This is a genomic window from Microbispora bryophytorum, from assembly GCF_043197435.1.
Classification (GTDB): Bacteria; Actinomycetota; Actinomycetes; order Streptosporangiales; family Streptosporangiaceae; genus Microbispora; species Microbispora bryophytorum.
Map to the genome: position 1 here is coordinate 237,205 of NZ_JBICTF010000007.1, position 22,966 is coordinate 260,170.

Consider the following 22,966-nt stretch of genomic DNA (forward strand, 5'->3'; position numbering starts at 1 on the left):
GCGGACTCTGCAGGAATGCTAGGAAACGGGGATGGACCATCGTAATCTTCGGCTCCTGGACGACGACGCTCTGGAGCGGTCCCCGGTCGTGGCCAACAGCGACATGAATCGCGAGCGCCGGCTGCCGGCCTACCGGCGGGAACTCGGCGTCGACGTCCTCGCCCTCCTGCACGGCGCCGATCGGGTCGTCCGGTGGCTCGACCTGTGCTGCGGCACGGCGAGCGCGCTGTTCGAGGCCGCACACGCGCTGGGAGACCGGGCGGAGATCGTCGGTGTGGACCTCGTCGGCTACTTCGCCGGGCCGCCGCGGCCGCCGCGGCTGCGGCTGGTCACAACGTCGGTGACCTCGTGGGCCCCCGATGCCGCGTTCGACCTGATCACCTGCGTCCATGGGCTGCACTATGTCGGCGACAAGCTCGGAGTGATCGCCCGGGCCGCCTCCTGGCTGACCGACGACGGACTGTTCGCCGCCAACTTCGACGTACACAGCGTCCGGCGTGCGGACGGGACGCCCGTGGGACGACGACTGACGGCGGCGCTGCGGGCGAACGGTCTCGTCTACGACGCCAGGAACAAACGCGTGAGCTGCCGTGGCCGCAGGGAGATCGACCTGCCCTGGTCCTATCTCGGCGCCGACGACCGCGCGGGCCCCAATTACACCGGCCAGGGGGCGGTGGACTCCTACTATGCGGTGGCCTGATCGCGGAAGGACAGGCCGTGCTCCTCCAGGGCCCGGCGGAGCATGGACATCGCCTTCGGTCCCATGCCGTGCAGCGCGAGGAGCTCGGCCTCGGTCGCCTGCGCGAGGTTCTCCAGGTCGGTGTAGCCGGCGTTCGCGAGCGCTCGCGTGGCCGGAGCGCCGATCTTGGGCAGGTCCGTCATCGGGTCCCTTCCTCGTGTGTCCGGTCGCCGTCCGGCCGGGGGCGTACGTCGCAGTCTGGCAAACCCGCGAGCACGCCGGCGAGCTGGCGGGCGTTGGTCTGCGCGTAGTCGCGGTAGCAGTTGTTCATCAGCACGTGGGTCGTGGACGCCCGGCCGCCGAGTTCGCGCAGCCTCGGTGCCCACTGTTTCAGCTCGTCGAGGGAGTAGCGGTAGCCGAAGCGCTCGTGGATGTCGTGGCTTGTCCACTTGTCGCTGTGCCCGTGGAACCGCACGACCTCCAGGTCGGACGTGGCCGCGACGACCGGCGGGATCGAGTCCGGATAGCCCTGCGGCATGTCCACGCACACGTACGGAATCGCGTACGAGCGGAGGAAGTCGAGGGTCTCGGCCTGGTTGTCCTCGCTCATCCACGTGTGGTTGCGGAACTCGACGGAGATCCGCAGCGGCTCGCAGCGCCGCCTGCACTCCAGGATGTAGTGCTTGTTCGCCCGGCCGATCGGGAACCACCGGGGGAACTGGAAGAGCACCGCCCCGAGCTTGCCCGCCTCCCGCAGCGGCAGCAGGGCGCCGAGGAACCGCTCCCAGACCTGGTCCACGACCTTCGGGTCGAGGTCTCCGGCGTACAGGTTCTTGCCGCCGCCGCTCGGACGCAGGTCCTTCGGCAGTGCGGCCGGGCGGGTCGGATGCCGCGTGAGCAGCGAGAACGCCTTGACGTCGAAGACGAACTCCGCGGGCGTGCGCTCGGCCCACAGCCGCACGGTGGCCTCGGCGGGCGGCGCGTAGTAGGTGGAGTCGACCTCCACCAGCGGGAACACGCTCGCGTAGTGGCGCAGGCGTTCCTCCGGCGTCGTGACGCCGGGCGGATACCACCCCGACTCCAGCAGCGTCTTGTCGGTCCACGACGCCGTGCCGACCAGGATCTCCCCCATACCTCACGATAAGGAGCCCGGCCCGCCCCGGCCGTCGCCGGGGCTCGGTGTCACGGCGGCGGGGGCAGGCCTTCCGGCCGCGGGGCTGAGGCCTTGGGGCGGCGGAAGAAGAGGAAGGCGACGAACAGGAACAGCAGGCCGACCGCTCCCGCGCCCCCGCCGATGACCAGATAACCGGTGTCGATGGACGGGTGGGTCATCTGCGCGTCGGTGGGGCCGTTGCCGAAGTACTTCTTCCCCTTGTACGGAACGGGCTTGACCGCGGGCTTCCCGGGAGAGCCGGCCGCCGCGACCACGGCGGCCGCGTCCACCTGACCGAAGCCCACGAGCGGGTCGTACCCGCCCGCCGGATGCCGGGCGGTCCTGGTCAGGATGCCCCGGATCTGTCCCGGTGTGAGCTTCGGGTTGCGGGACAGCGCCAGCGCGACCACCCCGGCGGCGAGGGCGCAGGCCGGGGAGGTGCCGGAGACCGACTCGTAGCCGCCGGTGTTCCTGGCGCTGTAGATGCCGACGCCGGGGGCCGCGATCGCGGTGTAGGTGTGCACCTGGGAGAAGTCCGCCCGGCGGCCGTCCGGCCCCAGCGCCGCCACCCCGATGACCCCGGGATAGGCGGCCGGGTAGGACACGCTGTTGTTGGCGTCCACCTCCAGCGGGTCGGTCGAACCACCGTTGCCGGAACTGGCCAGGATCGTGACGCCCTTGCTCACCGCGTAGTCCACCGCGGCGGCCGTGTCCTCCTCGTAGCCCGAGAGGATCGCCCACTCGTCGGTGCCGAGCGACATCGAGATGACCTTCGCCCCCTTGCCGACGGCATACCTGATGCCGTTGGCCAGGGCGTGCGCGGCCTTCTCGCTCTGCGCGTCCTGCGTCATCTTCAGCGCCCGCCGCCGCGCGGGGTCCTCGTCGTCCCACAGGACCCGCACCGACAGGATGCGGGCCTTCGGCGCCACTTTGAGCACGTCGGACGCCATCGCGGTGCCGTGCTCGCCCCAGTAGGACTGGCCCGGCCTGGCACCGCCTCCGATCAGGTCCGGGCCGGTCGTCACCCGGCCGGCCAGCGCGGGATGCTTGGCCACCACACCGGTGTCGAGCACGGCGACCAGGACGCCGTCTCCCTGGGCCGTCCGCTGCGCCTCGGGCAGCCGCAGCGCCGCGACGTCCCAGTTCCTTGGTGCGTCCGCCCACGCGGGAAGCGCCGTGCCCACCACCGAGACGACCACTGTGCCCGCCGCCGAGACGACCACCGCGAGAACCGCCGCGGCGACGGCGGCAAGGGCGGCGCGGAGCCCGCGCCCGGTCATGCTCCCCCCTTGGAGGTCAGATCCGCCAGCCGCCAGGCGAGGGACTTGGCCAGCCCTTCCGCCACCGCGCTCCACGGCTTGCGGTCGATACGCTGATCCTCGCTTCGCACGCCCCAGGGCCGCGGGAGCCGGCCCGTCTTCCTGCCGTCCGCCGGTCCCGCCGAGGCGACCACCGCGCACGGCGCGTAGACGTCCAGCACCTTGTCGCCCCCGCTGCCCGCCCGTACGGCGTCGCTCCAGGTGATCCCCGGGGCGGCGAGGGCGTGCACGGCCTGGTCGGGCCGGTCGGCGTCCCCCTTGTCGTGGACGAGGTCGCCCAGATCGAGGGCGACCTTCGGGTCGCGGAACACCACGATGGCGACGGTTGCGGCGGTGCCACCCGTGTCGTCCACATATGTGGCGCGGAGGGCCGCGACGCAGCCGCGCCTGGCGGCCTCCTTCGCCACGGCCCCGCTCAGCGCCTTCGCGCAGGAGGTCTCCGGGGAGATCGCGACCCTGGTCCAGCCGCGCTCGGTGTTCGGGTCGCCCTGTCTTTTCTCCGGGTCCTGCAGGCCGAGCGCCGCGGGGAACAATGTCTCGGCGGGCTCGTTGCGCCACAGGTTGCGCGCGTATTCCTTGTTGCGGATCTCCTGGTGGCTGTTCGACACGGCCTGCGCCACGACGGCGCCCCCGCCGAGCAGGAGCACCAGGCCGAGACCCCCGCACAGGACCCCGCCGAAGACCCGCCCGGCTCCCCTCCGCGGCCTGCCGTCGTCTTCGGGCTCGTACGGACCACCCGGCTCGTACGGCCCGCCGGGCGCGGGCCACTGACCCGGCTGCGGCGGTTGCCCCGGCATGAACCCGGGGGCCTGCACCGGTTGTTGCGGCATGAACCCGGGGGCCTGCGGCGGTTGCCCCGGCAGGAACGCCGGGGCCTGCGCCGGTTGCCCCGGCCACGGCTGTCCGGCGGGCGGGAATTGCGGCCCCGGCCCGGCCGGCGGATATGGGCCCGGCGGCCGGCCCTGTGACGGCTGACCTTGCGGCGGCTGGTTCTGGGGGGGCCGCCCTTGTGGCGGCTGACCTTGCGGCGGCTGGTTTTGGGGCGGCTGACCTTGGGGCGGGTAGCCCGGCCACGGATGGTGCGGCGCTGCGGGCGGCTGCCCGGGGCCATGCTGCCCTAGACCGTAGGGATCGACGGGAGGCCGGCCCGAATATGGGCCGGTAGGTGGGGGATGTGCCATCGTTCTCCCGTTGTGCGTGCCGTACGCGGCACGCACTCCGGCAGCCGGCCGTACGGCTGGGAAGTACGGCGGGCACACGCCGGCCACGCTCCCCATCCCCGATCATGACATTTCGCACTATAGCCATGTCTTCGGTCACATTCGGGCGTCTCCGACGGCCAGAAGGGGTGTGACGTACGTGACCTGTGAAGCGTTCGCGGGACTATGATGTCGGAAAATAAAGTGCCCCCGGTGTCCGGTGGCCACTGGTCTCGCGGCTGGTCTCGCGGCTGGTCTCGCGGCCAATGGTCCACGTAGCACCGGAAACCAGCACCGAAACCCAGCACTGGAAACCAGCACTGCGCGGAGCACACCGGAGGTGGCGATGCTGTCGACCTGGGCCATGGAGACGTTCGGCCCGCGCGCCGAGCAGATCCGCCAGGGGGTGACCGAGGCGCTGGCGCTCGCGCTGGACAACGCCCAGGACGCCCAGAAGACGGCGCGGACCGAGCTCCTGCACCCGTTCGGCTTCACGCTCATGTCCCGCAAGTTCGAGGCTCTGGCCAGCACGTTCGCGGACATGCCCGACGTCGAGACCGTCAAGCCGCCGGGCTCCCAGCACGAGCTCGTCGTGCTCGGCGGCAACCTGCTGTTTCCCTTCCGCTACGCCAAGGACCGCTCGGTCAGCGTGGTCAACGCCAGGATCGGCGACGGCAGGCCGTCCGGGCTGGTGCAGGCGCTGTTCACCAGGTTCGGCCCGCGGCCCTGGGCCGAGCAGCTCACGCTCGGCGGCGTCGAGGCCGCCCTGCCGGCGCCCGCGACTCCGGCCGCCCGCGCGCTCACCCGGCTGCCCGAGGGCACCCGCCTCGTGCTCATCGCGTACGCGTGCAACGCCAGGGCCGGTCTGCTCGACGTGTGGTGGGGCGAGGCCGAGCTGCTCGACCGCACCGGCAGCCTGCGCTGGCACCACTGCGAGCCGATCCCGCTCGCCGGGCAGGCCCCCGCGGCCGAGCTGCCCGGGGTGACGACCCCCGTCGGCGAGGCGTCCGCGTTCGCCCGGGGCGCGATGCCGACCCCGGCCTTGAATCCGCGCCCGGCGTACGAGCGCGCGGCCGCCCTGCCTCCCATGAGCGAGGCGCCGTACGCACCGGACGCCGCCGCCGATGAAGGACGATGACCGGCTGCGCCTGGTCGAGGAGACCGTCTCCTCCGAATCCGGCGACACGGCACCCAGCCCGCAGGCCGTGGCGGACGCCTTCGACGGAACCCGCCTCACCCAGGCCCGACGGCTGGCGGCGCTGACGAAGAAGGAGGTGGCCGAGCGCATCGGGGTGTCACCCGCCGCGGTCGGCCAGTACGAGGCCGGGGTGACCCGGCCGCGTCCCGATCTGGTCCCGTTCCTGGCCGAGGTGCTCGCGGTGCCCGCGGCCTTCTTCCTGCCGGGCCGCCCGCACGGCAAGCTGGACGGCTCGATGGCACACTTCCGCAGCCTGCGCTCCACCCGGGCCTACCAGCGCGCCAAGGCCGTGGCCTTCGTGGAACAGGTCTGGGAGCTGACGTACGCGCTGGAGAAGCGGGTGCGGCTCCCCTTCGTGGATCTGCCCGGCTTCGCCTGGGGCGAGGTGCACTCGGGCAGCGCCCTGCCCCGCGATCCCGGGGGCGCGGCCCGCGCGCTGCGGGCCCACTGGGGGCTCGGCGCCGGGCCGATCAGCCACCTGGTGCGGCACATGGAGTCCCGGGGGATCGTCGTCGTCTTCCCCCAGGCCGACGAGGACGCGGTCACCGTGGACGCCTTCTCCACCTCCAGCCTGCCGCGGCCCATCGTCGTCCTGACGCCCAACCGCTTCGACGACGTCTACCGGCACCGCTTTACCGCCGCCCACGAGCTGGGGCACCTGGTGCTGCACGGGGACGCGGCGGCCGGCGACAGCCAGCAGGAGCGCGAGGCCGACTCCTTCGCCGCGGAGTTCCTCACCCCGCGCGACAGCATCCTGCCCCGCCTGCCCGCCCGTGCGGACCTGCGGCGGCTGGCGGAGCTGCGCCGCGTCTGGGGCGTGTCGGTCGACTCCCTGCTGTACCGGTGCCGGGAGGTCGGCCTGCTGTCCGACTCCGCTGCCGGCCGCGCCTACCAGCGCCTTGCCGCGCTGCGCGGGCAGCCGGGCTTCGCCACCGAACCGGTGTCGGGCTACCCCGGCGAGCAGCCGGTCCTGCTCGCCCAGGCCTTCGAGATGGCGGCGGCCGAGACCGGGCTGACCGTGCCCGCGCTCGCCCGGGAGCTCGCCTGGCCCATGGCGCGCGTACGCGAGCTGGTCGGCCTGCCCACCCATCGCCCCCAGCTGAGACTCGTCCCCTGACGCCGCACACCCACGCGCCGGGCGACAGGTGGTCTCCGGGCCGAGGACCGTTCAGGCCGCGACGGTGCTCTGCACGACCTGCACCTTCAGCGGTGCCAGTGCTCCGGCGACGGAGCCGATCGTCTCGGTGTCGATGCCGCACGACTCCAACGCCCCCACCAGGTGGGAGACCACCTGCTCGAACTCCTCCGCCGTGACGCCGAGCCCGGCGTGCGCCTCGTCCATCGACTTGCCCCGGTATTCCCGAGGGCCACCGAGCGCGGCGGCGACGAAGCTGCGCTGGTGCGCGTTGAGCTTGGCCATGTCGACGTCCGCGAAGTAGCCCCGCAGCATCGGATCGGCGACGATCCGCGCGTAGAACTCGTCGACCACGGCCGCGACCGCGTCCGAACCACCGACCCGATCGAAGATGGACGCCATAGCGCTTTCCTCCCGCGTGTGCGCGACCTCGTTGCCAACAATGATCGACACTCTTCGTTACGGCCCGATTACCAAATGGGAATGCCTGCGTAGCCGGGCGCTCACGCGGTCGACACGACCGAAAAGGCCGCAGGCAGGAGCGGGTGCGGGCGTCGGTTGCTGCTCCAAGTAGTTGCCTGTTCTCGCTGGCGCCGAGAGGGAGGCGGGGATAAGTTCCCGCTCGGGAGGACGTTTTTCGCCTTCACGACAAGAAAAGCGTCAGCGAATTCGCTCTCGATATACCAGCTATTTCGGGGTTGCCGATGCTATAGGGCGATGTCTACCTTTAACATCAAATGTGACTCGGGGGCGAGCAGCGGGCGGCAGCAGGGGGCGGTGTGGCGGAAGAGATGGTGCCCAACCCTCGCCACGCACAGCTGGTGGAACTTCTGAAAGAGGTGCACAACCGATCTCAGGAGGTCGGGCAGGCATACCAGCGCGTCCACGCGTCGATGCAGTCGGGCAAGGTCTGGACGGGACCGACCGCCGTGAAATGGACGACCGAGATCGCGGACCGGCATCACCGCCTGGCGCAGCTCGTACGGCAGATGACTCACGCGATCGAGGAGGAACTGCACCGGCATCCGGCGATGGTGACCCGTTCCCAGGCCGAGCTCATCCGCCGTCAGCTCACCGGACGCCCCTGAGCCAGGCAGCCACGGGAGGAAGGACGCGATGACGACCCCCAGCGGCGACTTCTGCGGCATCGATCCGGCGGCGATGAACGCGATGGCGGCAGACCTGCGCCAGGCGTCCGACCGGCTGACCTCCTTCGCCACCGACTTCGAGGGACTCTTCCGGGCCAACGGGGTGAGCACCACGCCACTCGCGCAGATCGCCGCCATCGCCGACTGGGGCAGGAGCCAGGCCCCCACGCTGTCCGAGCGGGCCGAGCTGATCAAGGCGCTGAACGGGAGCGGCGACCACGCCTTCGCCCGGTTGCCCGACGCGCTCGACAGCTTCGCGGCCGGCCGCGGCCTGGGTCTCATGTACGGCACGGACATCCTCACCAACCCCGCCACCAGTGTCGAGACCAAGGGTGAGCTGGCCCACCAGCACATCAAGGAGATCGCCGCCCTGGCCGAGGACCCCGCAGCGGCCGCGGCGTTCTTCGCCACGCTGCCGGCAAAGGTGCGCGACGCGCTGCCCAACCTGCTCATGAACACCGGCAGCAAGACGGCCAAGCAGGATCTCGCCGCCTTCAGCGCCGCCTTGGGCGCCGCGCTGCGCGCCCCCGGCGGCATCCCGGCATTCGAGAAGGTGAAGGCCGAGATGCTGAGCAGACCCGGTAGCCGCGAGACGGCGTGGAACCGGCTCGCGCTGCTCGCCGGAGCGAAGGCGCCGACGAGCGTGCGCGTGGCCGCCGCCCGCTCTCTCGCCCTGGACGACTTCGTGAAGAACCCTCGCCAGGATAGGACCGGCGTCGGCCTGGACGAGACCAGGACGTACGGCTACTCCCCCGACACCGTCGCCCTCGCGCTGGAGGTCCTCGTCGGGGACGGCAAGGCCGCACGGGCCGCCTTCGCCCAGATGGGCGGTGCCGGGGTCAAGCTCACCCAGGTCGAGAAGATGAAGCGGTTCCTGGACTCCAGCAGATCCGTCGCCTCGGGTTACGACATCGCCGATGCCTTCGGCAGGGTGCTGGCCACGGCCTCGGGTGCGTACGACGAGAAGGACGGGGCCCATTCGACCGAAGCCGCGAAGTTCGCCTTCGACGTGATCCGAGAGATGCCGAAGCTCGGCGTCCCGGAGCCGATGCGGACGTCGATGGCCGAGATCGCGGGCTCCTACGCCACCGAGTTCACCGAGGGCGCCAACCTTAGTGATGCCAACCGCACCCAGCCCAGCGCCTTCGAACCGGTCAAGACAATTGTGCCCGGCCTCAACCCGGTGTTCCGCCTCAGCCCGAAGGACGCCGGAGAATTCGTCAGAACGTTCGCTGATACGGCTGCGCACATCAAGCCCTTCGAAGAGGGGATGGGCAACCTCACCGACAGGATCGTCAACGCCGCCGCGAAAATGGACCAGGGCAAGAGCACCGACCACCTCGAACGCGCGATGCGTGCGCTCGGCTACGTCGCTGGAATGCAGTTTGCGACGGAACGCGACGTGCAGGGGAAGCTCGACGCCGAGGACCAGGCCCGCGTCAAGGCGGAGATGTTCGCGTACGGCCTCGGGCTCGGCATCGTCGGACTGGCCGTTCCGGGCATGGCTGGACAGCTTCTGTGGCTGGGGGTGTCCAGCCTGTCGCCGCTGGGGGTAGAACCCGGAATCACTCCGGGCAAGAGCCGGGTGAGCGGGCTGGACGAGAAGAATCACGCCGCTTGGATGGCCCGCGAGACGTGGCTGGCGAACATCTTGATGTCCAACGGCTTTACGGCCAAGGTCCCGCCCAACGACCCCCGGCTCTCGAACGCGCCGATCACCGGAACCGACGGCAAGCTGCTGCCCTACGCCGAGATCGCCAAGAACAAGGAGGCCGTACGCAACTTCGACAACTGGCTCATCGCCAACGGCTCCGGCGGGACGAACGAAACCCAATTCGGCGAAGCACAGACATCCCTCGAGGAGCGATTTGCGGGGGCGAGGAAAATCGCAGAAACCCGGGGCTCATCACCATACGAGTGATTGTCCGCCTCATTTCAACGGCAGACATTCCGTTTCGCCCCGCATCTCTATCCTGCCCTCGCTCGGGGAGGAAAGCACAATCCGTGTATGGTATTGGTCACTCACGGCCTGCTGATAGGTCGGAGTCATGCCGGCCTCGACCAACTTGTAGTCAGCGATAGCGTCCAGCGTGCCTACCAGCGCGAGGGTTATGCCCTCAGAATCTCCTGATCCAACTCTCGCTCTTGCCTTTACTGCGTAGCTGCGTTTGAAGTCACCGTTCCCGCACGGAATGTCCCTGCCCCCAGGATCGATCACCTCGATGTCCGTGCCGAAGGCATGCTTCACAGTCTGGTCGATATGGTTTTTGAGGACCTGGCCGGCTTCGGCTGGGGTTGGTTCCGATTCGCTGCATGCGGACATCATCAGCCCGGCCGCCAGGGTTATCGGGACGATAAGCCGCAGGCGAAGCGTCATGGAACCCTCCAGACGACCGAATCCACGTGCCACGCACCATCATGACAACCGACCGGCCCATGGTACGTCCCGTTTACCGAACCACCCAGCCTTCTGTCGAAGGTGAACTGTTACATCTGGCCCCGGTTCAGCGGCTCCAATTAGCTCAGCGCTTTCTCGAACTCATCCAAACGAGACGGTGCCCGGCCCCGATGGGCGCGGGCACCGTTTGGCGGGAGGGTCAGTGCCTTCCGGGCCTTCCGGCGTCGCGCAGGGCGTCGCGGATCGCGTCGTAGGCCGGCTTGGGCTGGAGGTTCTCGTCGTACGGCAGGGCCGCGCCCTCACCCTGGAAGACGGCGGGGATCCAGGAGTATTTGTCGGTGTAATCCCAGATCGTGATGCCGACACAGCGGCGGACGGCGAGGCACGCCTTGGTCACCCTTGCGTACCAATCGGCCTGGGTCGCGAGCTTGGCCTCGTCGGCCGGCACGTACATGCGGATGTCCAGCTCGGTGATGGCCACGTCCAGGCCGAGGTCGGCGAAGCGCTGCAGGTTCTGCTGGAGCGTGTCCGGATAGCCGTACTGCAGCGCGAGGTGCCCCTGGAAGCCGACGCCGTCGATCGGCACGCCCTGGGCCTTGAGCTGCTTGACCAGGGTGTAGTACGCGTCGCTCTTCGGCCCGATCGCTTCGAGGTTGTAGTCGTTCAGGTAGAGCTTGGCGTGCGGGTCGGCCTCACGCGCCCAGCGCAGCGCGTCGGCGATGTAGCCGGGGCCGAGCGTCCGGTAGAAGATCGTGTCGCGGTAGGTGCCGTCCTCGTTGAACGCCTCGTTCACGACGTCCCAGGAGTAGACCTTGCCCCGGTAGTGGCGGGCCTCCGTGAGGATGTGGTTCTTGAGGATCGCCCGGAGCTGTGCGGCGGTGAAGGTGCCGTTGTTCAGCCAGTCGGGGAGCTGGTTGTGCCAGACCAGCGTGTGCGCCCGGAAGGACATGTGGTGCTTGCGGGCGAAGTCGAGCACCTGGTCGCCCTGGGTGAAGTCGAACACCCCCTGCTGCGGCTCGGTGGCATACCACTTGAGCGCGTTGCCCGCGGTGGTGGAGTTGAACTCGCTGCCGAGGATCTTGAGGTACGCCGCGTCGGAGAACTCGGGGTTGTCGGTGGCCGAGCCGAGGTAGCGATGCGACGCGGCGGCCAGCTCACCCAGGGTCGTGTCGTGGTGCGGGCCGGGGTGGGCGGCGGCGGGGGTCGCCGCGATCGCGGTGACAAGCCCGGCCGCGGCGAGGGCGGCGGCGAATCTGTGCGGCATGAGGAAGGTCCTCCGGTCGGGGGTACGTGGTCGGACGTCCAGATGCACATGCCGGGAATGCTTCGCGAGTCGAAACTTTTCGAAACAATCCCCTAACTTTCTGTCGTCGTACCCTAGGAAATTGACCCGTCCTGAGTCAAGACCGCAGGAAAAATCCCTGAACTACCAGCAGAAACGCCATCGGAGAGCAGATAACAAGCACAGTAAGGCCCGAAAGTTTCAGGGAGAGAAGCCACTCAGCTGACGGCCTCCGCGTCGTACCGCGCCCCCGCCGCATGACCACGGCCGTCATGTCCGCCGTGGTCTCGGGCGGTGGCCCCGGAACACGGGGTCGAGGGCCGGGCTCGCTCCCGAGCCCGGCCCTCGTGTTGTCATGGTTCGAGGCTCTCCGGAACGGAGTCGGAGTGCCCCTTCGGGCGTTCGGTCCGGCCGCGGGCGTCGTAGATCTTCACCCAGCGGATGCCCGGTAGCCGCTTGAGCGTGGGCGTGATCTCGTCGGCGACGGTGAACGCCGAGCCGCCGCTGCGGAGGGACCCGGTGAGCCGCACGTGGGCCACCCCGTCGCGGACGACGACCGAACGGACGCCCGTGGCCCCCGAGGCGACGAAGCGCAGCCCCTTGGCGTGCTCCGCCTGCGTGGGCCCGGCGAACAGCCGCTGGAGGGCGCCGCGCGCAGTGGACGGCGGGATCACCGGCCGCGACACCGCCGCCGTGTACGGCCGCCGCCCGGCCGCGTACGCCCGGGAGTCGAGGAAGTACGTGCGCACCGGCACCGTCCGGTAGGGCGTCTTGACGTCCACGACCACCCGGCTCGGATGCGTGAGGGTGTAGACGCGGTAGGACGCCTTCCTGCTCAGCCCGATGCCGAACGTGAGCTCCGCCTCGAAGTCGCCCGCGTTGACGACCTGGAGCACGCCGGGCAGCGCGAAGGTCTCGCGGGTGGGCCCGTAGGTGGGCCGCCCCTTGTCGTCGTGGCCGGCCGCGCCGCCGAAGCGCAGCCCGAGGATCGCGTCGCCGGCCACCGGGACCGTGCGGCCCGAGCCGTCGGCGATCAGCCGGGACACGTAGCCGGCGCTTCGCCGCGCCGGGAGCGGCCCGCGGAACTCGAAGACGACCCGGTCGAGTCCGGGGTGATGCGAGGCGCGCACGTCGACCAGGGTCGCCACGCGCGGCGCCGCGTGCACGGCGGTGCGCATGGCCGTGCGCACGGCCGCGTGCGACGGGACGGGTGTCGCGGCGGCCGGGGCCGCCAGCAGGCTCACCAGCGGCACGGCCAACACCGCGAGCGAGCGCTTGGGGGGCAGAAACATGAGGGCTCCTCTGCCGGGTTCCTTTCGCGAGTTGGGGGACCCGCGGGTGGGCGCAGGACCGGTTCCGGACCGGCGCCTGCTTGAAGTATCCCCAGGTAAACCCCGGTCGGGGACGGGACAGACCTGTCACCTTCCGTTCGGCTTTACCGACCCGTTGACGGCACGATGGCCCCTATGTAACATCTGGGCAACCTGATGTGAATAATTTGCAGCTCTAAATCGAGAGTTTGCGGTTCTCCGCAAGTTCCGGCAGGAAGCACTGCGTCCGTGCGCCCCGCCACCGTCACCTTTCGCGTGAAAGGACACGAGGTGATGTCGGCCACGGCAGTGGGCAACCGGTCGCCGCCGCGACCCCAGCGAGCCCCGATCTCCGAAATCCCCCCGCGACCGCGGATCGGATGATTCGCCGGTCGGTTCCTGCCGGACAGAGGAACGCAAATGTCGAAAACGCATGTCCCGTTATTGCGCTTGATCGCTGTGCTGGCCACGGCCTGCCTGCTCGCCGTGGCCGCGCCCCTCTCCCCCGCCTCCGCCGCCGGCGGCCCCAACCTCGCCGCCGGCCGCACCGCGACCGCGAGCAGCGGCAACAGCCCGTACGTCGCGGGCAACCTCAACGACGGCAACCAGGGCACCTACTGGGAGAGCTCGAACAACGCCTTCCCCCAATGGGCGCAGATCGACCTCGGCAGCGCGACGAGCATCGACCAGGTCGTGCTCAAACTGCCGGGGGCGTGGGAGGCCCGCACCCAGACGCTGTCGGTGCAGGGCAGCACCGACGGGTCCTCCTTCAGCACGATCGTGAGCTCGGCCGGCCGCTCCTTCGCCCCCGGCTCGGGCAACGCGGTGACGATCGGCTTCACCGCGACCACGACCCGGTACGTCCGGATCAACGTCACCGCCAACACGGGCTGGTCCGCGGCGCAGCTGTCCGAGATCGAGGTGTACGGCGCGGCCACCGCCTCCGGCAACCTCGCGCTCGGCAAGACCATGAAGGAGAGCGCGCACGCCGACGTCTACGGCGCGGGCAACGCCAACGACGGCAACCAGGCCACCTACTGGGAGAGCGCCAACAACGCCTTCCCCCAATGGCTCCAGGTGGACCTCGGCGCCTCGACCGCGGTGAACAAGGTGGTGCTGAAGCTCCCGCCCACCTGGGAGGCCCGCACCGAGACGCTGGCAGTGCAGGGCGGCACCGACGGCACGAACTTCTCCACCCTCGCCGCCTCCGCGGGCCGCGCCTTCAATCCCGCGAGCGGCAACACGGTCACCATCACCTTCTCCACCGCCAGCGTCCGGTACGTCCGGATCAACGTCACCGCCAACACCGCCTGGCCGGCCGCGCAGATCTCCGAGTTCGAGGTGTACGGCCCGGCCCCCACCGGTGACACCCAAGCTCCGACCGCGCCCTCGAACCTCGCCTACACCGAGCCCGGTTCCAACCAGATCAGGCTCACCTGGTCGGCCTCGACCGACAACGTCGGCGTCACCGGCTACGACGTCTACGCGAACAACGTGCTGCGCACCAGCGTCGCCGGGAACGTCCTGACCTACACCGACACCCAGCCCACCAGCGCCACCGTGACCTACTACGTGCGGGCCAGGGACGCCGCGGGCAACGAGTCGGCCAACAGCAACACGGTCACCCGCAACGGAGCGACCGGCGACACCCAGGCCCCCACCGCCCCCTCGAACCTCGCCTACAGCGAGACCACGCCGGGGCAGGTCAGGCTCACCTGGACCGCCTCCACCGACAACGTCGGCGTCACCGGCTACGACGTCTACGCGAACAACGTGCTGCGCGGCAGCGTCGCCGGAAACACCACGACCTACACCGACAGCCAGCCCACCAGCGCCACCGTGGCGTACTACGTGCGGGCCAGGGACGCGGCCGGCAACGAGTCGATCACCAGCAACACCGTCACCCGCAACGGCTCGGGCGGCGGCTCGAACATGGCCGTCGGCAGGCCGATCACCGCCTCCTCCTCCACGTTCACCTACGTCGCGACCAACGCGAACGACAACGACGTCGCGACCTACTGGGAGGGCGCGGGCGGCTCCTACCCGCAGACGCTGACCGTCCAGCTCGGGGCCAACGCGGTCGTGAGCGCGGTCGTGCTCAAGCTCAACCCCGACGCCGCCTGGTCCACCCGTACGCAGACGATCCAGGTGCTGGGCCGCGAGCAGAGCACCTCGGGGTTCGCCACCCTGGCCGGTGCGGCGACCTACACCTTCAACCCGGCGAGCGGCAACACGGTGACGATCCCCGTTTCCGGCACGGTCGCCGACGTGCAGCTCAGGTTCACCGCCAACTCCGGGGCCCCGGCCGGGCAGGTCGCCGAGTTCCAGGTGATCGGCTCCCCCGCGCCCAACCCCGACCTGACCGTCACCTCCCTGTCGGCCTCCCCCGCGTCCCCGGCCGAGACCGACGCCGTCACGCTGTCGGCGACGGTGCGCAACGCGGGCAGCCTCGGCTCCGCCGCCACCTCCGTGAACTTCTACCTGGGCGGGACCAAGGCGGGCACCGCCTCGGTCGGCGCGCTCGCGGCCGGCGCCTCGGCCACCGTGACGGCGAACATCGGCCAGCGCGACGCGGGCAGCTACCCGCTGAGTGCCAAGGTCGACGAGTCGAACGCGGTGATCGAGCAGAACGAGACCAACAACGCCTTCACCGCCTCCTCGCCGCTGGTCGTGAAGCCGGTGGACAGCTCCGATCTGGTGGCCTCACCGGTGAGCTGGTCGCCCGGAAACCCGGCCGCCGGCAGCACGGTGACGTTCACCGTCGCGATCAAGAACCAGGGCACGGTCGCCTCGGCGGGCGGCGCCCACGGCGTCACGCTCACGATCACGAACGACTCGGGCGCCGTGGTCAGGACGCTGACCGGCTCCTACAGCGGCGCGATCGCGGCCGGGTCCACCACCGGCCCGGTCACCCTGGGCACGTGGACGGCCGCCAACGGCAGGTACACCGTGAAGACCGTGCTCGCCACCGACGCGAACGAGCTGCCGGTCAAGCAGGCCGACAACACCTCCACGCTGCCGTTCTTCGTCGGCCGCGGCGCGAACATGCCGTACGACATGTACGAGGCCGAGGACGGCGTGACCGGCGGCGGGGCGACGGTGGTCGGCCCGAACCGGACCATCGGCGACCTGGCCGGAGAGGCGTCCGGCCGCAAGGCCGTGCGGCTCACCACCACCGGCAGCTATGTGGAGTGGACGACCAGGGCCGACACGAACACCCTGGTCACCCGCTTCTCCATCCCTGACGCGGCGGGCGGCGGCGGCACCGACGCCACGCTGAACGTCTACGTCAACGGCAGCTTCCTCAAGGCGGTCAACCTGACCTCGAAGTACGCGTGGCTGTACGGCCCGGAGGCGGGCCCGGGCAACTCGCCGGGCGCCGGCGCCCCGCGGCACATCTACGACGAGGCCGACGTCCTGCTCGGGACGACCGTCCCCAAGGGCAGCAAGATCCGGCTGCAGAAGGACGCCGCCAACACCTCCACGTACGCGATCGACTTCGTCAACCTGGAGCAGGTGTCGGCGATCCCCAACCTCGACCCCGCGACGTACGCCGTACCGACCGGGTTCACCCACCAGGACGTGCAGAACGCGCTCGACAAGGTGCGGATGGACACCGCGGGCACGCTCGTGGGCGTCTACCTGCCGCCCGGCGACTACCAGACGTCGGGCAAGTTCCAGGTGTACGGCAAGGCGGTCAAGGTGGTCGGCGCGGGGCCGTGGTTCACCCGGTTCCACGCGCCGCCGGCGCAGGAGAACACCGACATCGGCTTCCGGGCGGAGTCGTCGGCCAACGGCTCGACGTTCTCCGGGTTCGCCTACTTCGGCAACTACACCAGCCGCATCGACGGGCCGGGCAAGGTGTTCGACTGGCAGAACGTCGCCAACATGACGATCGACAACATCTGGGTCGAGCACCAGGTCTGCATGTACTGGGGCGCGAACACCGACAACATCACGATCAGGAACTCGCGGATCCGCGACACCTTCGCCGACGGCGTCAACATGACCAACGGCAGCACCGGCAACCTGGTCGCGAACAACGAGGCGAGGACGACCGGCGACGACAGCTTCGCGCTGTTCTCGGCCATCGACGCGGGAGGCGCCGACGAGAAGGACAACGTCTACGAGAACCTGACCGCGATCCTGCCGTGGCGCGCGGCGGGCCTGGCGGTGTACGGCGGGTACGCGAACACCTTCAGGAACATCTACATCGCGGACACCCTGACCTACTCCGGCATCACGATCAGCTCGCTCGACTTCGGCTACCCGATGAACGGCTTCGGCGCGAGCCCGCCCACGGTCTTCGACAACATCTCGATCATCCGCGCGGGCGGCCACTTCTGGGGCCAGCAGACCTTCCCGGCGATCTGGCTGTTCTCCGCCTCGAAGGTGTTCCAGGGCATCCGGGTCAGCAACGTGGACATCGTCGATCCGACGTACTCGGGGATCATGTTCCAGACCCAGTACCTCGGCGGCCGGCCGGTCAACCCCATCAAGGACACCGTCTTCACCAACATCTCGATCTCCGGAGCGCACAAGAGCGGCGACGCGTTCGACGCGAAGTCGGGCTTCGGCCTCTGGGCGAACGAGCTGCCGGAGCCCGACCAGGGACCGGCGGTCGGGTCGGTGACCTTCGACAACCTGAAGCTCAGCGACAACTACCAGGACATCAAGAACACGACGTCCACCTTCACGATCAACGTCAACCCCTGATGACGTGACGGCGCCGCCGGAGGGACGTCCCTCCGGCGGCGCCGTCTTTTTTGGGGGGTGTCAGGGGGTCAGGAGCAGCGGGTGCCGTTCAGCGTGAAGCCGGTCGGGTCGCCGTTCGAGCCGCTCCAGGTGCCCTGGAAGCCGAACTGGGTGTTCCCGCCCGCCGGGATCGACCCGTTGTACGACAGGTTCCTCGCGGTCACCGACGATCCGCTCTGGGTGACGTCGGCGTTCCAGTAGCCGGTGATCTTCTGGCCGTTCGGGAAGGAGAAACCGAGGTTCCAGCCGTTCACCGCGCTAGAGGAGGTGTTGGTGACGGTCACGGTGCCGGTGAAGCCGCCCTGCCACTCGTTCTTGCTGTAGCTCACCCGGCAGGCGCCGCCGCCGTTGCCGTTGCCGCCGGTCGGCGAGGCGGTGGGGGTCGGCGAGGGGCTCTGGACGACGCCGCCGATGCTGTAGGAGAAGTTGTTCACCGCGAGGCCGGCGCCGCCGATCCAGGGCTCGAATCCCGCCTGGACGCTGGTGAGGTACCACGACCGCTGGGCGTACCCGCGGTTCACCGCGTCGTCGTAGAACGAGCGGACGGCGAAGTTGATCGAGTTCGTCGGCGAGGTGCGGACGTAGGAGATGACGTTCCAGCCGATGTTGCCCTCCCAGACGTCCCAGGTGCCTCCGGCGATGTTCGCCGTGCCCACCCGGGAGCCCACGGGCTGCACCGAGCCGGTGTGGTTGAGCCACACCATGATCTCGGCGCCGGTGTTCTGGCCGTCCTTGCGAGGTGTCGGGTCGAACCAGATGTCGTAGGCCGCGTCGTAGACGCCCGAGCCGGGGTAGCTCATGCTGACGCTGGTCTGGACCGTGTTGAACTGGCTGTTGCTCGCCTGGAGGGGCAGGCCGCTGCCGCTGGAGCAGTTGGCGTAGTGGCAGCCGGCGTAGATCGCCGGGTACGCCGCCGGGGTGCCGCCCGTGTTGTTGTGCCCCGCCTGCGTCACGGTGAAGCCGGAGTTCGTGACATTGATGCACTGCGGGGCGTTGCTCCCCCACACGTTGTTGATGACGACGTACTTGCCGCCCTGAATGGTGGTGCTGCCGTACTTCTCGCAGATCGTCGTGTCCGCGTGCGCCGCCTGACCGACGACGAGCGACGCGGCGACCGAGCCGAGTAAGGCGAGGCCCGCCGTGATCATTCGCATCCTCATGTCCCGGACCATAGACATGGGACGAGTACGGCAACACGGGCGGATTTAATCGACAACTTGGACGAAATCCCGACCAGCGACAATGCCCTTACGGAAAGTGAAACTTTCAGTCACACGTGCTGTCCGGCTGCCGTACACCGGCGTGCGGCACCCTCCACCGGGGAGTATGGCGGCAGGAGGAGGTGGGCGCCATGTCCGTAACGGTCCGCCGCGTGTACGAGGATCCCGCGCCCGGGGACGGCACACGGGTGCTGGTCGACCGGGTGTGGCCGCGCGGCCTCACCAAGGAGGCCGCGCACCTGGACGAATGGGTCAAGGACGTCGCGCCGTCCGGCGCCCTGCGCACCTGGTACGGCCACGTCCCCGAGAGGTTCGCCGAGTTCCGCACCCGCTACCTCGCCGAGCTGGACGATCCCGAGCGGCAGGCCGCCCTCGACCGGCTGCGCCGGCTCATGGAGAGCGGCCCGCTGACCCTGCTCACCGCGACCAGGGACGCCGGGCACAGCCAGGCCGCCGTCCTCGCCGAGGTCCTGTCCGGCCGCTCGTCGCAGTGATCGGCCGTTGGGATCAACCGCTGCAGTGATCCGCCGCCGCAGTGATCCGCTGCTCCCGTGATCCGGCTCGGCCGGGCCGCCGCGTCCCATGGGCGTGCCGCCCACCGCGGCGGGCGCGTTCAGTGGACCTCGCGGGTGCGGCGGCCGCCGGTGAGGTTGAGCCGGACCATCGCCGGGAGGCGGTGCAGGCCGAGCGTGGTGCGCAGGTCCGGGACGGCCTCTTCGTGCAACCGGGTGACCAGTGCCCCCAGGTCGGCCGGTTCCACGGCGGAGACGCCGAGGTCGAGGTGCGGGTCGTCGGACGGGCCGCGCAGCACGGCGTGCGCCCTGCGCACGTCCGGGTAAGCGCTGACCTGCTCGGCCAGGGCCTCGCTCGCGGGATGCGCGTCGACCTCGGTGACCCCGGTCGTACCCGACTCCAGGCGCAGCCGCCGCGGCCGGTCGACCCGCAGCAGCGCCAGCAGCCAGGCCAGCCCGATGAGCCCGATCACGAACGCGATGGCGGCCACGACCGGCCAGAACCACGGCGCCGTCGTCGCGAGGTTCCTCGCCCCGGCGTCCACCACCGGCTCCCGCGCGGCGGCATCGCCGAAGGCGCCGAGCGCCCGCGCGAGCGCGAGGCCGCCCGCGGCCAGCAGAACCAGGCCGAACAGCGCCAGCCCCGTCCGGTTGCCCTTGCCCGATCTCGTCTTCACGGGTCCTGCCTCCTTCGCCTGGGACGGGCCGTGCACGCGCTCACGGGTCCTGACCTCTGTCTATGTCTAGGACGGGCCGTGCACGCGCAGGTGCAGCGCGACGTGGTGGGCGGGGGCGAGCCGGGCCAGCTCGTCCTCCACGGCCGCCCGCACGCGCTCTCCGAGCGCCGCGGTGTCGCGCAGGTCCGTCCGGACCGAAACGTCCGCGTGCCAGCCGTACATCCGCGCCCCGGCATCGCGCACGCCGTCCACCTCGTTCGCCCTGGCTCTCAGTGCCCGCGCCAGTGCGCGGCGCGGCAGGCCGACCACCAGGTCGGGGTCCCCGGTGCGCAGCGCGACCATCCGGCCCCTGCCGGGAACGGCCGCGATCAGGATCAGCACCAGGCCGAGCAGGGTCAGCGCGGAGGCCACCGCGAGGACCCGGCCGTCGTCCCAGGCCGTGGTGCTCGCCCACCGGGCCCACTGGTCGTACGGCACGAGCTTGACGGGGAGCCCCAGCAGCGCGGAGACCACGTGGACGGCGGTGAGACCCCCGATCCCCAGCAGCGCGAGCGCGGCGACCGCGGCCGGCAGCCCCCGGCTGGGCCGGAAGGCCCGGCGGGCTCCCCCCTCTGCGAACCCTCGCATCGGGACGAAGCGCGGCACCCTCTCAGGCAGGCCTCGGCCTTCGCTCATCGCCACCCCTCCGCTCGTGCTTGCGACCGGACTTCCCCTCGGACTTCCGCTCGGGCACCAGCTTCACGACCTCGATGTCCACGTTCTCCACGGCGATGCCGGTCAGCTCGCGCAGCCGCCGCCGGACATGCTCGCGGATCTTCGCGGCGAGCCGCGGCACCGGCGCCGGATAACGCACGGCCAGATCGCAGTGGACCGCCGAGACCGCCCCGGACACCGACGCCGACACATGCGGCAGGCCGGTCACGTGCTCGTCCTCGCTCGCCAGTTGCTCGGCGATCCTCGTGAAGGCGCGGTCCGAGATCGTCGTCGTCCCGTGCGCGGTGGGCACGCTCATTGTCTTCTCGGGTGCATCTGCGGCAGGTGTACGCCGCCTTCGAGCACCAGGCCGACGAGGAACCCGACGATGCCGAGGACCAGGACGATGATGAACGCGCTGAGGCCGCCGAAGGCCCCGACCACCCCCAGCACCGTGCCGAACAGCAGCCCCGCGATCCCCCAGACCGGATAGCCTTGCATGATCATTCCTTCCTTCCGCCGTCGTCTGTGACCACGTCGGCGATCGTCACATCCACTTTGCGACCGCCGGCCAGGCCGCCGATCGCGTCGCGGACCAGGTCGGCGATCTCCGGCAGCGGCCTGCCGTACCGGGCGACGATGTCGATCTCGACGACGTCGTCCCGTATGGCGACGCCCGGGACGAGACCCCCGGGCAGATACGTCGCGACCACGCCGAACGGTCCCCGGGACAGGTCGGCGACGTCGGGGCACGACAGCACGCGGTCCGCGATCCTGCGGGCGGAGACCCCGAGTTCCTCGCCTTCTCGGTCCGCTCCGGCATCCCGCTCCGGCGGCGGGCCGCCCGGGGAGCCGGTCCCGGCCCCCTCGGGCACCGCGACCCGCCGGCCGCCGCGTTCCGCCCCCGCGTTCTCCGGGAAGGCGCTCATTGGACCCGCGGCTCCCCGTCCTCGGGCGCCTGCGGCTCCTGTTGCCTCGGCAGGTGGACGTCGTCGACCGCGATGTTGACCTCGGTGACCTCCAGCCCGCACATGCGTTCCACCGCGCGGATCACATGGCTCCGCACGGCCTGCGCGAGATCGGGGATCGCGACGCCGTACTCGACGATGAGGTGGATGTCCACGGCGGCCTGCCGCTCGCCGACCTCCACCGACATGCCCCGGGTGACGCCGTCCTCCCCGCCGAGCGCGCCCCTGATGGCGCCGAACGCGCGGGCCGTGCCGGTGCCGAAGTCGTGGACTCCGTCGATCTCGCGGGCCGCCATGCCGGCGATCTTGGCGACCACCTCGTCGGCGATCGTAGTGCGGCCCCGCTCCGTCATCAGGCCGGAGCCGCCCTGCGTCCCAAGGGACCGCCCGCGTGCCGGCTCGACGGTCGCGGTCGACGTTCTGGTCTCGGTCATGTGACTCCCCCGCTTCCAGCGCACGGTACGCACCGCTTACGCCGATGTACGACCGTGATACCCGGTTTGCGCACAGTAATCATCCGAGGTGAGGCGAGGTTGGGTTATTGAAACCCCTCCAACACACCAAGGCCGGCGAGCCCGGCGGGGGTCGGAACGGACGGCCCTAAGAACGGGATCAAGTCTGGCCAAAACTGTCCGCTATATACCGGATTGAGTTTTTCTGTGCACGTCTAGGGCATTCATACCGTTCAGTCGGATCGCAGCGCCGGACGGCGAGATGGGCGGATGACCGGAACGGCGCTTAGGGACAGCCAGTAGGAGGCGCGATCATGAAAGACGGACTGAAGGTGGCCCTGGCTGTCATCGCGGGTTACTACCTCGGCCGGCACCACAAGCTGCGCCTGGCGCTGATGCTCGCGCTGGCCATCCTCGCCGCCCGCCTCAAGGGAGAGGGAGCGGCCGGCGCCTTGCTCGAACAGGTCCCCAAGATCCTGGGCGGCGCCGCCCCCGATCTCGGCAAAATCACCGAGCGCGTGCGCGGAGACCTGCTGGACGTCGGCAAGGCGGCGGCCATGCGCGCCACCAGCCGCCAGATCGACTCCCTGAGCGACAAGCTGCACGAACGCGCCGAGGCGCTCCGGCAGCCCAAGGGCCGGGGCCGGGCCGCGGAGGAGGAAGCGGAGGAGGAGCGGCCGGAGGAGGGCCGCCGCCGGGTGCCCCGCCGCCGCCCACCGCAGCGCGAGCCTGAGCCCGAAGAGGCCTACGAGGAGGAAGAGGAGTACGAGGAGGAGCCGTCCGAGGAAAAGGCCGAGGAGCCCGAACCCGAGGAGCGACGCCGTCCCCGGATCCGTCCCAGCCGTCCCGTGATTCGGAAGAGGTGAGA

23 protein-coding genes are annotated in these 22,966 nt (G+C 70.2%); 8 read left to right on the top strand and 15 right to left on the bottom strand.

Annotated elements, in window-relative coordinates; translation table 11 throughout:
* Positions 1-31 precede the first annotated feature (31 nt).
* Entirely contained in the window at positions 32-700 is a 669-nt protein-coding gene (locus tag ACGFIB_RS25260; RefSeq protein ID WP_393375422.1) for a class I SAM-dependent methyltransferase, read from the top strand.
* On the opposite strand, the gene ACGFIB_RS25265 is transcribed toward ACGFIB_RS25260, so the two are convergent.
* The 4 genes from ACGFIB_RS25265 to ACGFIB_RS25280 are packed head-to-tail and all read right to left on the bottom strand — an operon-like array spanning position 685 to position 3,981.
* Positions 685-882, bottom strand: coding sequence for a helix-hairpin-helix domain-containing protein (locus ACGFIB_RS25265; protein WP_142574768.1), 198 nt, complete (start codon positions 880-882; stop codon positions 685-687). The two genes, ACGFIB_RS25260 and ACGFIB_RS25265, sit on opposite strands and share 16 nt — an antisense overlap.
* Positions 879-1,811 (bottom strand): DUF72 domain-containing protein, encoded by a 933-nt coding sequence (locus ACGFIB_RS25270; RefSeq protein WP_357245403.1) that lies wholly within the window; start codon positions 1,809-1,811, stop codon positions 879-881. Before ACGFIB_RS25270 ends, ACGFIB_RS25265 begins: the two co-directional genes overlap by 4 nt.
* 50 nt (positions 1,812-1,861) lie before the next feature.
* Positions 1,862-3,112 carry a S8 family serine peptidase gene (locus ACGFIB_RS25275; protein WP_393375426.1) on the bottom strand — a complete coding sequence of 417 codons (1,251 nt, stop codon included), beginning with the start codon at positions 3,110-3,112 and terminating at the stop codon, positions 1,862-1,864.
* The gene (locus ACGFIB_RS25280) at positions 3,109-3,981 is read right to left on the bottom strand and encodes a hypothetical protein (protein WP_393375428.1); all 873 of its coding nucleotides are present in this window, start codon (positions 3,979-3,981) and stop codon (positions 3,109-3,111) included. Before ACGFIB_RS25280 ends, ACGFIB_RS25275 begins: the two co-directional genes overlap by 4 nt.
* A 715-nt stretch (positions 3,982-4,696) precedes the next feature.
* Here ACGFIB_RS25280 and ACGFIB_RS25285 point away from each other — a divergent pair.
* Both ACGFIB_RS25285 and ACGFIB_RS25290 read left to right on the top strand, forming a co-directional pair.
* A complete protein-coding gene (locus ACGFIB_RS25285; protein ID WP_142574764.1) occupies positions 4,697-5,488 on the top strand; it encodes a hypothetical protein in 792 nt (263 codons plus the stop codon).
* Positions 5,475-6,665, top strand: coding sequence for a helix-turn-helix domain-containing protein (locus tag ACGFIB_RS25290; protein ID WP_393375431.1), 1,191 nt, complete (start codon positions 5,475-5,477; stop codon positions 6,663-6,665). The genes ACGFIB_RS25285 and ACGFIB_RS25290 overlap by 14 nt, the downstream gene beginning before the upstream one ends.
* A 51-nt stretch (positions 6,666-6,716) precedes the next feature.
* Here ACGFIB_RS25290 and ACGFIB_RS25295 read toward each other — a convergent pair whose 3' ends face one another.
* Entirely contained in the window at positions 6,717-7,085 is a 369-nt protein-coding gene (locus ACGFIB_RS25295; RefSeq protein ID WP_142574763.1) for a group I truncated hemoglobin, read from the bottom strand.
* A gap of 419 nt (positions 7,086-7,504) precedes the next feature.
* Here ACGFIB_RS25295 and ACGFIB_RS25300 point away from each other — a divergent pair, with 419 nt between their 5' ends.
* Positions 7,505-7,771, top strand: coding sequence for a hypothetical protein (locus ACGFIB_RS25300; protein ID WP_142574762.1), 267 nt, complete (start codon positions 7,505-7,507; stop codon positions 7,769-7,771).
* 28 nt (positions 7,772-7,799) lie between these two features.
* Positions 7,800-9,752: a hypothetical protein gene (locus ACGFIB_RS25305; protein WP_393375434.1), complete on the top strand. Its 1,953-nt coding sequence runs from the start codon at positions 7,800-7,802 to the stop codon at positions 9,750-9,752.
* Between the two features lie 9 nt (positions 9,753-9,761).
* Here the strand turns inward: ACGFIB_RS25305 and ACGFIB_RS25310 are convergent, their stop codons facing one another.
* The 3 genes from ACGFIB_RS25310 to ACGFIB_RS25320 form a co-directional block, all read right to left on the bottom strand.
* Complete coding sequence (locus tag ACGFIB_RS25310) at positions 9,762-10,208, bottom strand: hypothetical protein (RefSeq protein ID WP_393375437.1); 447 nt, start codon at positions 10,206-10,208, stop codon at positions 9,762-9,764.
* Between the two features lie 220 nt (positions 10,209-10,428).
* Positions 10,429-11,493 carry an endo-1,4-beta-xylanase gene (locus tag ACGFIB_RS25315; protein WP_393375439.1) on the bottom strand — a complete coding sequence of 355 codons (1,065 nt, stop codon included), beginning with the start codon at positions 11,491-11,493 and terminating at the stop codon, positions 10,429-10,431.
* A gap of 371 nt (positions 11,494-11,864) precedes the next feature.
* Positions 11,865-12,803 (bottom strand): AMIN-like domain-containing (lipo)protein, encoded by a 939-nt coding sequence (locus tag ACGFIB_RS25320; RefSeq protein WP_393375442.1) that lies wholly within the window; start codon positions 12,801-12,803, stop codon positions 11,865-11,867.
* 477 nt (positions 12,804-13,280) lie between these two features.
* Here ACGFIB_RS25320 and ACGFIB_RS25325 point away from each other — a divergent pair, with 477 nt between their 5' ends.
* Positions 13,281-17,537 carry a discoidin domain-containing protein gene (locus ACGFIB_RS25325; RefSeq protein ID WP_393375640.1) on the top strand — a complete coding sequence of 1,419 codons (4,257 nt, stop codon included), beginning with the start codon at positions 13,281-13,283 and terminating at the stop codon, positions 17,535-17,537.
* A 68-nt stretch (positions 17,538-17,605) separates the two neighbouring features.
* Here the strand turns inward: ACGFIB_RS25325 and ACGFIB_RS25330 are convergent, their stop codons facing one another.
* Positions 17,606-18,736: a GH12 family glycosyl hydrolase domain-containing protein gene (locus ACGFIB_RS25330; RefSeq protein ID WP_393375445.1), complete on the bottom strand. Its 1,131-nt coding sequence runs from the start codon at positions 18,734-18,736 to the stop codon at positions 17,606-17,608.
* Between the two features lie 191 nt (positions 18,737-18,927).
* On the opposite strand from ACGFIB_RS25330, the gene ACGFIB_RS25335 reads away from it, so the two are divergent.
* Positions 18,928-19,290 carry a DUF488 domain-containing protein gene (locus tag ACGFIB_RS25335; RefSeq protein WP_142574756.1) on the top strand — a complete coding sequence of 121 codons (363 nt, stop codon included), beginning with the start codon at positions 18,928-18,930 and terminating at the stop codon, positions 19,288-19,290.
* A gap of 119 nt (positions 19,291-19,409) precedes the next feature.
* Here the strand turns inward: ACGFIB_RS25335 and ACGFIB_RS25340 are convergent, their stop codons facing one another.
* The 6 genes from ACGFIB_RS25340 to ACGFIB_RS25365 all read right to left on the bottom strand — a co-directional run bounded on the left by ACGFIB_RS25340 (position 19,410) and on the right by ACGFIB_RS25365 (position 22,080).
* Positions 19,410-19,985, bottom strand: coding sequence for an Asp23/Gls24 family envelope stress response protein (locus tag ACGFIB_RS25340; RefSeq protein ID WP_357245383.1), 576 nt, complete (start codon positions 19,983-19,985; stop codon positions 19,410-19,412).
* Between the two features lie 66 nt (positions 19,986-20,051).
* Positions 20,052-20,660, bottom strand: a complete 609-nt coding sequence (locus ACGFIB_RS25345; protein WP_357245381.1) for a DUF6286 domain-containing protein — start codon at positions 20,658-20,660, stop codon at positions 20,052-20,054.
* Positions 20,635-20,997: an Asp23/Gls24 family envelope stress response protein gene (locus ACGFIB_RS25350; RefSeq protein WP_357245379.1), complete on the bottom strand. Its 363-nt coding sequence runs from the start codon at positions 20,995-20,997 to the stop codon at positions 20,635-20,637. The genes ACGFIB_RS25345 and ACGFIB_RS25350 overlap by 26 nt, the downstream gene beginning before the upstream one ends.
* Positions 20,994-21,179, bottom strand: a complete 186-nt coding sequence (locus ACGFIB_RS25355) for a hypothetical protein (protein WP_142574752.1) — start codon at positions 21,177-21,179, stop codon at positions 20,994-20,996. Before ACGFIB_RS25355 ends, ACGFIB_RS25350 begins: the two co-directional genes overlap by 4 nt.
* Before the next feature lie 2 nt (positions 21,180-21,181).
* Entirely contained in the window at positions 21,182-21,607 is a 426-nt protein-coding gene (locus tag ACGFIB_RS25360) for a hypothetical protein (protein ID WP_357245377.1), read from the bottom strand.
* Complete coding sequence (locus ACGFIB_RS25365; RefSeq protein WP_191053592.1) at positions 21,604-22,080, bottom strand: Asp23/Gls24 family envelope stress response protein; 477 nt, start codon at positions 22,078-22,080, stop codon at positions 21,604-21,606. Before ACGFIB_RS25365 ends, ACGFIB_RS25360 begins: the two co-directional genes overlap by 4 nt.
* 332 nt (positions 22,081-22,412) lie before the next feature.
* Between ACGFIB_RS25365 and ACGFIB_RS25370 the strand changes: the two genes are divergently transcribed.
* Positions 22,413-22,964, top strand: a complete 552-nt coding sequence (locus tag ACGFIB_RS25370) for a hypothetical protein (protein ID WP_357245375.1) — start codon at positions 22,413-22,415, stop codon at positions 22,962-22,964.
* Positions 22,965-22,966 lie beyond the last annotated feature (2 nt).